Origin of the sequence: Bacillus sp. NPDC094077 (assembly GCF_050279465.1) — a bacterium.
Taxonomy (GTDB): Bacteria; Bacillota; Bacilli; order Bacillales; family Bacillaceae_G; genus Bacillus_A.
The window spans coordinates 166,023-177,841 of the sequence record NZ_JBNNUF010000001.1 but is presented as its reverse complement, the minus strand read 5'-3'; the positions used below and the strand labels follow the sequence as shown (position 1 = coordinate 177,841).

The window sequence follows — 11,819 nt, the reverse complement described above, 5'->3', positions numbered from 1 at the left end:
CGGTTATAGTTTGTCACTAATTGGGGGATAAATCAGTCCTTTTATCTTTACCTGGACTCTCCCTTAAACGAATGACCTTTTCTCCTTTTCCGTAGTTTCGAATTAGGTCGGGATCTCTAAAGATTGCGTACGTTCCAAACAATCTCACCGCGCTCGTCCCACGTACTGTGATGCCGCTCAAATCCAATCTTTTCTAGCACCCGGAAGGACGCAACATTCCAAGGGCGTACAGTCGACCAAAGTCTGTGGCGCCCGGTAGCGATCGCAGCGTCCAGCACAACGGATGCTGCCTCAGTCGCATAGCCTTTACGATGAGCACTGCGGAACAACTCGTATGCGATCTCAGGTTCTTCAAGTGTAGAACGACCGATAATCAAGCCACAGTATCCGATGAAATCGCCTTCGTCTCGTCGGCGAATAGTGAGAAGGGAAATGCCATTTTCGGCTGCTCTCTTGCGCATCTCGATAAGCTGGCTACGAACGGAGTCAAGGGGTGGCGTGTTCACACCACGTTCGCCAATTAATTTTCTCATCCAGGCTGAATCAGATTCTTCCCACATATTCAGGTCAAGTCGTTCAGTTTTCAGCTGGAACGCCATAGCTTTAAATAAATCTGTCATAGTGGAAACCTCCTAGTTATGTCACTGCACTTAATAGCTTCGTACCTCATCACCACATCAGGTTGGAAACCCGGTTGATTCGCGAATCTATTTTCAAACTCTCGCGAGAGTTTATAGCAACAGTATACAAAAAAATTAGTGTTATTTTATGCATAAGCAATTACCCTACAAAATAGACCTTTTTATCAATCTTTATTATAAATTATCAAACATTACAATGTATTTTTTATATGTCTTTAACGGCTAGGATGCTTTTTATTTGTATAAAAGAGGGCGTATAGTAGATAATTGGGGTACTGGAGGGAGAGTATGTGGCAATTATTATAACGATGTTATTAATGGGTATTTTATTAGGATTTGTTGGAGCTGGGGGAGCTGGATTTATTATCGCGATACTCACTTTAGTATTTCATATTCCTATTCACGTTGCGCTTGCAACATCTTTAACTGCTATGGCATTTACGACGTTATCTGGAGTTATAAGTCATTATCGTGAAGGAAATGTCGTACTTATGATAGGCGGGGTTGTTGGTGGATTTGGAGCGCTTGGTTCTTATATCGGTTCAAAGTTTGGTTCACTTATACCAGCACATCTTCTTCATTGGTTTACAGCTGGGATGTTATTTTTATCAGCAATTTTTATGTTTATTAAATTAATTATGTCTCGAAATAAGCAACAGCTATCCTTATGTGGAAAGAAAGAACTTTCAAAAAACAACTTGATGAAATGTATATGTCTAGGATTAGCTACTGGAATTTTGGCTGGTTCATTCGGGATTGGTTCAGCCCCCTTTATACAACTTGGACTAATGGTTCTTTTAGGATTAACGATACAGCAATCTGTAGGAACGACTATGCTTGTTATATTACCGATTGCAATTGGAGGCGGGCTTGGATATAGTTCGGAAGGGTATTTAGACTATATATTGTTATTGCAAGTATTAATTGGGACGATGTTAGGGGCATATATCGGTGCGAAGTTTACAAATTACGCACCACGCATGCTTCTGAGATTTTCAATGATTATGACGCCGGTGTTAGCTGGATGTATGTTATTGGTGGAATAAAACTAATATAGCAAACTATTAATATATTTTACGAATGAATTATGTAAGTAATTCATATTTCCCATATAAAAGGATTTGCTTTAATATTATGAGTGTAAAGTTCGAGTATTCGAAGTACTACTTGAATTATATCCCTATCCCTTTTCTAAAAATGCGAACAAGTTTTGCCCTATTCTATTCAATACTTAATTGCATAGAAATATATTGTTCGATGACCATTATGGAACGTACATAATGGGAAAATCCCGATCCTTAAAGAGGATGCCCCTAATCTTCATGTGAAAATATGATCGGATAAGAAAGCTGGCCAATTGATGGTCAGCTTTCTTTTTGTTCAAAAATTATTTCTTCTTTAATCTCTGTTTGCAATAATAAAGTTTTTCCGAAGCGACGTTTACATTCAGCTCGCACTTTTTGAATAGCTAGTAGCTGAGAAGTGGCGGGAACTGTGACGATAGCTTGGCGAGGCTTTCGATTTTCTTCACAAAAGACACATTCCACAACATATTTAGAAATCATAATTTCATCCTTCCGTTTTTAATTTCTAAGAAGGGACTGTCTATGAAGTTGATGTCTTCTTTCGTCACCGTTTTATTTATTTCCTCTTTTTTTAAGGAGAAAATAAAAAAGAAGGCGAATTTTAGTAAGGGAGGGATGTTTATGGAGAGATGGATAGGTACGGCAGCTATTTGCATAAATGACAGAAATGAAGTTTTAATGGTATTGCAAGGAAAAGAAGGGGAAGAAAAAAGGTGGTCTGTCCCAAGTGGAGGACTTGAAAAGGGAGAAACGCTAGAAGAATGTTGTATTCGAGAAGTTTGGGAGGAAACGGGTTACAATGTGGAGGTTGTAAATAAAATATACGAAAAAGAAGGTATTACATACGGAATTCCGGTGTATGTTCATTATTACTTTGTTAAAAAAATAGGCGGTAATATGAAAATTCAAGATCCTGATGAGTTAATACATGAAATTGATTGGAAAGGGATACGTGAAGTTGAAAAATTATCGTTAGCTTTTCCGGAGGATTACGAGTTAATATGCCGATATATATATTAAAAAGCAAGTATGTAAATACTTGCTTTTTTAATGTATCCAAGATAAGAAAAGCGGAACGATAACTAAACTAGCCCCTGCTGTTAAAAGCATGGATAAACTGGCAATTGTTCCTTCGACAGGACCGATTTCGAATGCTTTTGACGTACCGGTTCCATTTGCGCTCGTACCCAACATAATGCCTTTTGCAATTGCTGTTTTAATACGGCAAATACGGATGAGAGAAGGACCGAGTAATGCTCCTGTTAAGGCAGTTAAAACGACAAATACAGCTGTTAATTGTGACATACCACCAATCATTTCTGAAATAGCCATTGCAATTGGTGTCGTTACGATATGCGGTGCTAAACTATGTTCTAGTGACGCATCAATTTGAAAATAATTAGCTAGTAGTGCTGAAGTAATAACTGATAAAAACGAGCCGACAATGACATTAAGTAAGATGGCGATTCCGTGTTTCTTTAATAAATCAAAGTATTTATAGATTGGCCATGCAAAAGCAACTGTTGCAGGTTTTAATAATTCTGTTAGCCATTGGCCACCAGATTCATATGTTTCATAAGGCGTGTCTAGTCCGAGCAATAAAGCAATTAAAATAATGGGACAGACGAGAAGAGGAGAAAGTAAGCTCCAATTCCAGCGTTGATACATTTTTTTAGATATCCAATATGTTAATAGTGTTAATAACAAACAAAGAAAGCCGATCATTGCGTTGATCCTTTCCGCTTAAGTAGCAATTCTGTTAAAAGTCCTGTAACGAGAGTGACACAAAGTGTACTAATCATAATAATTAAAATGAGATCGATTCCATATTGTGATAGTGTATCTTTGTAGCGTATGACAGCGACTGCAGAAGGAATGAAAAATAAAATAAGTTCTTTTAATAAAAAGTCAGCGCCATCCTGTACCCATTCTTTTTTAACTAGGTTAAGCTTTAATGAGATTAATAATAAAAAAATACCGATTATACTTCCTGGAACTGGGAGGTGTGCCTGTTTTGCAATCCATTCACCTGTCCAAGCGAAACAAAATAATAATAAAATTTGTCCGCTTAACTTCCACCATTTCATACAGTAACCACCTCTTTCTTTTTTTACATAAAAATTGTAAAAAAGAATTAACAATTTCTACTATACGTTCATTCAAAATATTTGTCTAATATATAAATTATATGTTATTAATATATTAGACGTATTAATTGAAAGTGAAAAGGGTGTCCAAAATGGAATTACGGCATTTGCAATATTTTGTTGTTGTGGCAGAGGAGTTACACTTTGGACGAGCGGCTGCTCGTTTACAAATGACACAACCACCACTTAGTCAACAAATTCAGCAATTAGAAAAAGAAATGGGAGTTATGTTATTTTCAAGAACGAAGAGAAAGGTTGAATTAACAGAAGCAGGAGAAATGTTTTTAAAAGAAGTAAAAAAAGCGTTTGAACAAATTGAAAAAGCAGTAGAAGTTGCACAAAGTGCGCAAAGGGGAGAAGTTGGCTCACTTTCAATTGGTTTTGTAGGTGCGGCGATATATGATATTTTACCTTCAATTGTTAGGGAGTATAGAAAGAAATTTCCACGGGTGTCTGTAGCATTACATGAATTGTCAACACCGGATCAAGTACATGCGCTTCATGATAATCGAATTGATATTGGATTTTTACGTCCGCCAATTTCAACGCAGCTGCTGGAGTTAGAGCCAATTCAAAAACTTTCCTGTACATTATGTTTACCGAAGGCACATCCGCTTGCTGAAAAGGAAGAAATACATATCGAAGATTTAAGAGATGAACCGTTCGTATTTATTACGAGACCAGTATGGCCGGCGTTGTACGATACAATTTTATCTCTTTGCCGAGAAGTTGGATTTAGTCCACGCATTGTACAAGAAGCGACGGAATATCAAACAGTTATGGGGCTTGTAGCAGCAGGGATTGGAATTACAGTTATCCCCGTATCGGCAAATAAATTATATAAAACAGAAGTCGTGTATAAAGAGCTATGTGATTCTAATTTCGTCGCAGAAATGTCGGTGGCTTATAAAAAAATGAATAGTAATCCAGAGCTTTTAGAGTTTTTAAAGATTGCAAGGGAGAAGAAACGAATAGAAGTAGGAGATGAGAAGGACGAGTAGTAGTAGTGGCGGGGTATGGATGTAATTAAGATGTTTAAAAGTACACCTTATTAAACAATAAAGCGGAAATGCACTTGAGTTGCATTTCCGCTTTATTGTTTTTTGGCTCGATACTAAATAGATAAACGTGTTCGTTTTCTTTTAAGAGTAGATCAATACCCGATTCTTCATCAATTGTAGGGACGCTTACAGTTTCTTTATTTGTTTGGATTACAGCAGCTAAAATCATTTTCTGATTGTACCTTAAATTTTTGGCAGATTGAATTGTAGTAGATGCAGAACTATTTCCGCCTGGAGGTGATTCTTCAGGAGCAAGCATTGAACTACCTTCAATATTAACATACCAATATTTTTCCTCTTGTTACATCTTTATCAAATTGGAAATGTGGTGGTATGAAAGAGAGTTTTATTTTCTTTTTTGAAAAATGTGATGAGGCTATGTTAGCAATCTCTTTCACTTTTGTACCCTTTTGATAATATTCAATTACAGCATTTCTTTCATCTTTATCATTTTTAAGCGTAACGTGATAAAACATGCTATTTCCTTCTTGAATAGGAGTCATTTGTAAAATAGAAGATAGTTCTTTTGTTAACTTGTACGGTTCTACAGAAGCGACTTTATTATTTTTTAGTGGGCTACAACTAGTAAAGAAAAGTAAAAATAAGATGAATAACACTTTTATACGCATATTATAACCCCCTTTTTTGCAGATTATAATCTGGATATGAATTAATGTCATTTGTTTTTCTAAGACTAAAGGCTTAGAAGAGATTCCGATTGAAGTGCGATGTTTGTAATGTCATATTTTTATACACTAGTAGTATAGAATGCGTATGTAATAAGGTAGGGGAAGAAATTTATGTCTTTATGTCGGTTAGCGAGAAAAAATATAAGAACATTTGCTGCCAAAAGGATGAAGCAATTCATGTGGGTTGCCATGAGTACTATGATTTTGTTTTTCATGATATCGCTACAATTTAATGATGTAGTAATGGATAAAGTAGGGGATATACGTATATTTGAAATGTGTTTTTATGCTATGTTTATTTTTTTGATTTTTATATGTATTTTTATTACATACAAAATGACGTATTCCCTTTTGCAAGTGAGGAGAGAGGAATTTAAATCTTATGTAACAGAGAATATGAAAAGAAATAAAATGCTATGTTTATTATGTCAGGAGCAATTATTCATTTATGGAGCGGCGGTTATTTTCGGTTTAGTTCATGGGATGTTATTTTTGAAATTATTTACGATTATCTTTATGAAAATAGCAGGGATACAAGGAATAAATAGTGCACCGATTACAATATATGCAATAGTAGTTGTTAGTATAATTATGATGGTTGTTGTCTTATTATCGATGATGCAATGCTGTCGATTTGTTCAAAGTTTAAAAGATGAAAATTCGTTTCATTTCAAGAAAAGGGCATGAGAAATCATGCTTTTTTCTATTTTACACATAAAAATAATCATGTTACAGTGAAAAGACCTGACAAAGAATGGGAAAGAAAGGTTGTATAGAATGACAAATGAACAATCAATTGTAAAAGTTGAGCGGCTGACGAAGAAAATCGGTTCAAAGACACTTGTGCAAAATATTAGTTTTGAAGTGAAAAAAGGTGAGGTTGTTGGTTTACTAGGACCAAACGGTGCTGGGAAAACGACTTTAATGAGAATGATGGTCGGTATGATCCGTATGACAGAAGGCGAAGTGTGGATTGATGGTCAATCTGTGAAACAGCAATTTGAAAGTACAGCTGCGAAAATTGGTGCTGTAATTGAGACGCCAGAATTTTATCCTTTTTTAAGTGGCTATGAAAATTTAACATATTTCGGACGAATGAATAGTAATGTGACCGAAGAACGTATCGATGAAGTAGTAAAACTGTTAGGAATGGGACAAGTAATTGACCGTAAAGTAAAAGCATATTCCCTTGGTATGAGACAACGTTTAGGAATCGCTCAGGCGCTTATTCATGATCCGGATGTATTAATACTAGATGAACCAACGAATGGATTAGATCCTAGTGGTATACATGAAATGCGGATGTACATAAAGAAAATTGCACATGAACAAGGAAAAGCGGTTCTTGTATCTAGTCACTTACTTTCAGAAGTTGAATTAATGTGTGACAGAGTGATCATCATTCAACACGGGGAATACGTAGCGACCCAAAATATTCAGCAGAGTCAAAGCGAAGAGATGGAGACAATCCGTATACGTGTAGATGATGCAAATAAAGCAGCTGAAATGTTAGAGCAGAATGTTTTAATAAAAGGTAATGATCTACTTATCAATGTAAAAGATGAAGAAATCCCAAATGTTATTCGTACATTGCTTGAGAAAGATATTCAAGTTTATCGTGTATATGAAGAAAGAAAAACGTTAGAAGAGCAATTTTTAGAATTAACAGGGGGAAAAGATATTGTTTAATTTAGTGTATAACGAGCTGTATAAAATATTTAAGCGTAAAAGAACGATTATTCCTTTTGCAGTTATTGCAGTATTAATAATTGGATTAGGATGGGTTACGGTAAAGTATTTAGAACCAGAAACAAAAGGGTGGAAAACAGATTATACAGAACGTACAGTAGAGATTGAGAAAAAGCTTGGCATGAAAAAAGAAGCTATTTTAGCAGAAAGGTCAGGAGACGAGCTTGTAAAGGAATATCAGCTTAAAATGAAGCATTTAGATACGGAGACAGCACCGGCAAGCAGTTCTCCACTTTCTTTCATGAGAGATACAGGTGTTATCGTATTTCCTATTTTGCTTCCATTTATTCTTGTGTATGCAAGTACAATTTTTGCGAATGAATATAGCTGGGGAACATATAAATTTTTAACGATCCGTCCGGCGAGTCGATTTAAAATTTTAACAGCAAAATTTTTAGCAATCGTTATATTTGCAGCTTTATTGTTTCTATTTAATATGATTTTCTCCACTTTATGTGGGCTTGTTATTTATAAATTCCAACAGCCTGCATGGAGTGAGTTTATTTTCCAAGATGGAAATATTATCAAACAAAATATTTTTGTAGAAGCAAGTAAATATTATGTTTTATCGTGGTTGCCAACTCTTGTGTACGCAGCGTTTGCGTTTATGATTTCTGTTTTAACAAGATCTAGTGGAGGTGCGATCGGTATTTCGCTATTTCTTGCTTTATCAGGACATATTGTGTTATTAGCAGCAACTAGATATAACTGGGTGAAATATTTATTACCGGCAAACACAAATTTATACGATATTTCAAAGAGCGGAAGTTTTATTGATGGAGTAACATTCCCGTTTGCTTCATGTATGTTACTACTTTATTTATTCGTATTTTTAGGTATTTCCTATACTGTGTTTTTAAAACGTGATTTAACTTAATAAGAAAAGCCGTTAAGTACTCCTTAACGGCTTTTCTTATGAGAATTGTTTAAGTGCTCTTTCCGCTAGCAAAGCAAAATATTCTGCACTTATAGGTAGTGCTTCTTCATTAATTGTAAAAGAAGGATGATGCCACTCATGTGTACCACTCGTTCCCATAAAAACGAATGAACCTGGTATTTCTTGTTGGTAAAAGGAGAAATCTTCTCCAGCCATGGAAGGAGTAGGTGTGATCACATTTAGAGCCATTTCCTCTGCAATTTGAGTGCATAAATCAGTAAGGATTGTATCATTATGAACGGCAGGGGGGCCCGAATAAAAACGGAATTCTGTTTTTACACCTAATGCATCAGAAACGCCCTTAATAATACGCTCCATTAAAGCTGGTATCTTTTCACGTGTTTCAGCTTGAAATGTACGAACAGTGCCTTCTAACGTAGCTTTTTCAGGAATTACGTTCCACGTATTTCCTGAATGAATATTTGTTACACTTACAACTGCACTATGAGATGAACTTATATTTCGGCTTACAATTGTTTGCAGTGCCATAACAATTTGAGAGGATGCGACAATAGGGTCCACTCCAGCATCTGGTACAGCTGCGTGTGTACCGACTCCGTGAATTTCAATTTCAAATCGATCGACTCCGGCCATTAGTGGACCATCTTTAATACCAATTGTACCTACTGATAAATCAGGTTTATTATGCATGCCGAAAATAGCTTGCACACCATGTAAATGTCCAGCATCAATAACTTTGCAAGCACCATCACTGCTTTCTTCAGCCGGCTGGAATATAAAGCGAACAGTTCCGTTAAGAGAAGATTCTTTTTCCTTTAATAAGTAAGCTGCACCAATAATAGCAGCTGTATGAAAATCATGTCCGCAAGCATGCATTTTACCAGGAATTTTTGATGCGTATGATAAATCTGTTTCTTCCTGAATAGGAAGGGCATCAATATCAGCTCGAACTGCTACAAGTGGACCGTTTTTATTACCAGAAATTTCAGCGATAATTCCTGTTTCTAAATTGGAATTAATAATAGTAATATTTGCTTCTTCTAACCAATTTTTTATCGCTTTTGTTGTTTCAAACTCTTCATATGATAGTTCTGGATACTCATGTAAATGTCGACGAATAGAAATAAGTTTTTCTATTAGTTGATTTGGAATAGGTACCACGTATTATGCCCTCTTTCTTAAGTGAAGTAATTACCATAAGTATACAACAATAAAAGAGAGGATTCTCAAATGAAAATCCTCTCTCGTTTATGCTGCCACTTTTTTATGTGTATGATGTTTTTGATAACGTCCACGCATTGCATATGCAATTTGCGGAATTGCAATACCAATTAAAATAAGTGATACACCGAACCATTGTGAAGATAGTACAGCTTCTTTTAAAACGAATACAGACATAATTGTTGTAACTGGTAGTTCCGCTGCACCAAGAATAGTCGCTAAGCCAGAACCGATTTTTGGAATACCAATTGTAAAGGCAATAGACGGAATAACGATACTAAATATTCCTAATCCTAAGCCATATTTCCAAAGTCCTTGAGAAATGGCACCGTTCATAATAAATGTTGGCGGGAATACGATCATTACTAAAGTTAAAGCGCCAGCCATTAAAAGGACCCCACGTGGTAATGAAGGTACTTCAACAGCCACTTTTCCGCTCACGAAAATGTATGTTGCGAATGTAACAGCAGATAATAAACCTAAAATAATTCCAGTCGTATCGAAATCACCTGCTGATTTTTCTAGTAAACCACTTGATAAAAATGTACCTACAAGTAAGAAAATAACGGAAATAACTTTTTCTCTTGAAGGCAATGTTTTTGTTGCGACTGCTTCAATGATAATTCCGACCCAAACGAATTGGAATAAAAGAATAATTGCAATAGATGCTGGTACAGTTTTTAATGAAGCATAATAAAAAATCCCAGTAAAACTTGCAGATGTTCCTGCAACGAATAAAATTAACGCTTGTTTTAATGGAACACGGTGTCTAGAAAATAGAAGTGTAATAGCAAGCAAAATAATCCAACCGAACAAATATTGGCTGCCAATTACTTCTCCAAGTGAAAATCCTTCTGCATATGCAAGTTTAACAAAAATAGCTAAAATTCCATAACTACACGCTCCTAATAAAACTAAAAGAGAATAACGAAGCATGAAAAATTCCTCCCATCTATATGAAGTTGTTCCGTAACGAAAATATATCTAGAGGGAAGTATACAAAATTAAAAATGAAGGGTCAAATAAAAGAAAAGTGTGACATTTTATAGAATAATAATAAAAGTATGATATTTATGCATAATCTTGAAATTATTAATTATAAAAGTATTGTAAAAACAGCTTTGTATTGTATAAAGACAGCATTTGAAAAAAATATTTTTTGAATCAATATGTATATAGACGTACCTATAACGTGCTAATCATTTGAGAAACTATGTTACCTTTGTTATGTTAATAACAATTAAAGGAGTTTCATAATCCAATTGAGATTTTTCTATATAATAGAAGGAAATGAAAACGTTTTATCCACTATTTGTGGACGGTAAGACTCCCACCTCAAAATTCGGCTGGAGAAAAGAAGTTAGGTAGGAAATCAACTGCCCGTAAACGCCCCATTGGTTCAACTAATAATTAGTGGGGATGAACCCCCCACTGATTAAAGTTTCACTTTATTAGAAACTATGTGAAAAGGTAGTTTTTCTTATTATCACGTTGGAAAAGTAATTTCACGAATTGTTCATAGTATTTTTATGTGTTTTTGCTACAATATTTAAGGAGAGGAGTGGAATCATGCAAGATATTAGTGTTTTTTTAGCGTTTGGTGCTGGGTTCTTATCATTCATTTCCCCATGTTGCTTACCGCTTTATCCGGCATTTTTATCGTACATAACAGGTATGTCGGTTTCTGAATTGAAAGAAGAAAATGCAATGCTTCGCAAAAGAAGTATGATACATACAGCGTTTTTCTTACTTGGATTTTCAATTATATTTATGGCAATTGGATTTGGTACAAGTTTTATCGGAGGTATCTTTACGGATTATAAAGATTTAATTAGACAGTTAGGTGGTATATTTATCATCGTGTTCGGTTTAATTATTGTCGGTGTGTTTAAGCCGAAGTTTTTAATGCAAGACCGTAAATTTACATTTAAAAATCGTCCGAGTGGCTATTTTGGATCCGTTCTAATTGGATTGGCCTTTGCTGCAGGATGGACGCCATGTACTGGACCTATTTTAGTGTCCGTAATTGGATTAGCAGCAACAAACCCAGAATCAGCAATGATTTATATGATTGCTTACATACTCGGATTTGCTATCCCGTTTTTCGTACTGTCATTCTTTATTACGAAAATGTCTTGGATTAAAAGAAATAGTATGGCCTTCATGAAAGTCGGAGGATACATTATGATTGTCATGGGTATCTTCCTATACTTTAACTGGATGACGAAAATTATCGTATATTTCTCAAGTTTATTTGGTGGTTTTACCGGTTTTTAGTATTATTCTGTGAAAATGTTGGAAATACTAACGGAAAAGCATATAATGAAA

General features: G+C 35.2%; 13 protein-coding genes and 2 pseudogenes. 8 read left to right on the top strand and 7 right to left on the bottom strand.

Annotated elements, in window-relative coordinates:
- Positions 1 to 116: 116 nt before the first annotated feature.
- Positions 117 to 620 carry a GNAT family N-acetyltransferase gene (locus ACQKNR_RS00895; protein ID WP_427314702.1) on the bottom strand — a complete coding sequence of 168 codons (504 nt, stop codon included), beginning with the start codon at positions 618 to 620 and terminating at the stop codon, positions 117 to 119.
- A gap of 311 nt (positions 621 to 931) precedes the next feature.
- On the opposite strand from ACQKNR_RS00895, the gene ACQKNR_RS00890 reads away from it, so the two are divergent.
- A complete protein-coding gene (locus ACQKNR_RS00890) occupies positions 932 to 1,687 on the top strand; it encodes a sulfite exporter TauE/SafE family protein (RefSeq protein WP_427314700.1) in 756 nt (251 codons plus the stop codon).
- Positions 1,688 to 2,005: 318 nt separating this feature from the next.
- Here the strand turns inward: ACQKNR_RS00890 and ACQKNR_RS00885 are convergent, their stop codons facing one another.
- A complete protein-coding gene (locus ACQKNR_RS00885) occupies positions 2,006 to 2,206 on the bottom strand; it encodes a DUF3903 domain-containing protein (protein ID WP_427314698.1) in 201 nt (66 codons plus the stop codon).
- A gap of 141 nt (positions 2,207 to 2,347) precedes the next feature.
- Between ACQKNR_RS00885 and ACQKNR_RS00880 the strand changes: the two genes are divergently transcribed.
- Positions 2,348 to 2,746, top strand: a complete 399-nt coding sequence (locus tag ACQKNR_RS00880; RefSeq protein ID WP_427314696.1) for an NUDIX hydrolase — start codon at positions 2,348 to 2,350, stop codon at positions 2,744 to 2,746.
- A 27-nt stretch (positions 2,747 to 2,773) separates the two neighbouring features.
- Here the strand turns inward: ACQKNR_RS00880 and ACQKNR_RS00875 are convergent, their stop codons facing one another.
- Positions 2,774 to 3,451, bottom strand: coding sequence for an LrgB family protein (locus ACQKNR_RS00875; RefSeq protein WP_427314694.1), 678 nt, complete (start codon positions 3,449 to 3,451; stop codon positions 2,774 to 2,776).
- Positions 3,448 to 3,813 (bottom strand): CidA/LrgA family holin-like protein, encoded by a 366-nt coding sequence (locus ACQKNR_RS00870; protein WP_427314692.1) that lies wholly within the window; start codon positions 3,811 to 3,813, stop codon positions 3,448 to 3,450. The genes ACQKNR_RS00875 and ACQKNR_RS00870 overlap by 4 nt, the downstream gene beginning before the upstream one ends.
- A 152-nt stretch (positions 3,814 to 3,965) precedes the next feature.
- On the opposite strand from ACQKNR_RS00870, the gene alsR reads away from it, so the two are divergent.
- Positions 3,966 to 4,874: an acetoin biosynthesis transcriptional regulator AlsR gene (alsR, locus tag ACQKNR_RS00865; RefSeq protein WP_427314690.1), complete on the top strand. Its 909-nt coding sequence runs from the start codon at positions 3,966 to 3,968 to the stop codon at positions 4,872 to 4,874.
- A gap of 34 nt (positions 4,875 to 4,908) precedes the next feature.
- Here alsR and ACQKNR_RS00860 read toward each other — a convergent pair.
- Positions 4,909 to 5,563: pseudogene (locus ACQKNR_RS00860) on the bottom strand (histidine kinase).
- A 171-nt stretch (positions 5,564 to 5,734) separates the two neighbouring features.
- Between ACQKNR_RS00860 and ACQKNR_RS00855 the strand changes: the two are divergent.
- From ACQKNR_RS00855 to ACQKNR_RS00845, 3 genes are all read left to right on the top strand, one after another.
- Positions 5,735 to 6,310 (top strand): FtsX-like permease family protein, encoded by a 576-nt coding sequence (locus tag ACQKNR_RS00855; RefSeq protein WP_427314688.1) that lies wholly within the window; start codon positions 5,735 to 5,737, stop codon positions 6,308 to 6,310.
- Positions 6,311 to 6,400: 90 nt separating this feature from the next.
- Positions 6,401 to 7,312, top strand: coding sequence for an ATP-binding cassette domain-containing protein (locus ACQKNR_RS00850; RefSeq protein ID WP_427314686.1), 912 nt, complete (start codon positions 6,401 to 6,403; stop codon positions 7,310 to 7,312).
- Positions 7,305 to 8,249, top strand: coding sequence for an ABC transporter permease (locus ACQKNR_RS00845; protein ID WP_427314684.1), 945 nt, complete (start codon positions 7,305 to 7,307; stop codon positions 8,247 to 8,249). The genes ACQKNR_RS00850 and ACQKNR_RS00845 overlap by 8 nt, the downstream gene beginning before the upstream one ends.
- A 36-nt stretch (positions 8,250 to 8,285) precedes the next feature.
- On the opposite strand, the gene ACQKNR_RS00840 is transcribed toward ACQKNR_RS00845, so the two are convergent.
- Both ACQKNR_RS00840 and ACQKNR_RS00835 read right to left on the bottom strand, forming a co-directional pair.
- Positions 8,286 to 9,431, bottom strand: coding sequence for a M20 peptidase aminoacylase family protein (locus tag ACQKNR_RS00840; RefSeq protein WP_427314682.1), 1,146 nt, complete (start codon positions 9,429 to 9,431; stop codon positions 8,286 to 8,288).
- 87 nt (positions 9,432 to 9,518) lie between these two features.
- Positions 9,519 to 10,427: an EamA family transporter gene (locus ACQKNR_RS00835; protein ID WP_427314680.1), complete on the bottom strand. Its 909-nt coding sequence runs from the start codon at positions 10,425 to 10,427 to the stop codon at positions 9,519 to 9,521.
- Positions 10,428 to 10,960: 533 nt separating this feature from the next.
- On the opposite strand from ACQKNR_RS00835, the pseudogene ACQKNR_RS00830 reads away from it, so the two are divergent.
- Both ACQKNR_RS00830 and ccdA read left to right on the top strand, forming a co-directional pair.
- A pseudogene (locus tag ACQKNR_RS00830) lies at positions 10,961 to 11,044 on the top strand (peptidase T); the annotation flags it as partial.
- Between the two features lie 16 nt (positions 11,045 to 11,060).
- Entirely contained in the window at positions 11,061 to 11,768 is a 708-nt protein-coding gene (ccdA, locus tag ACQKNR_RS00825; protein WP_427314678.1) for a cytochrome c-type biogenesis protein CcdA, read from the top strand.
- The last annotated feature ends 51 nt before the right edge of the window (positions 11,769 to 11,819 follow it).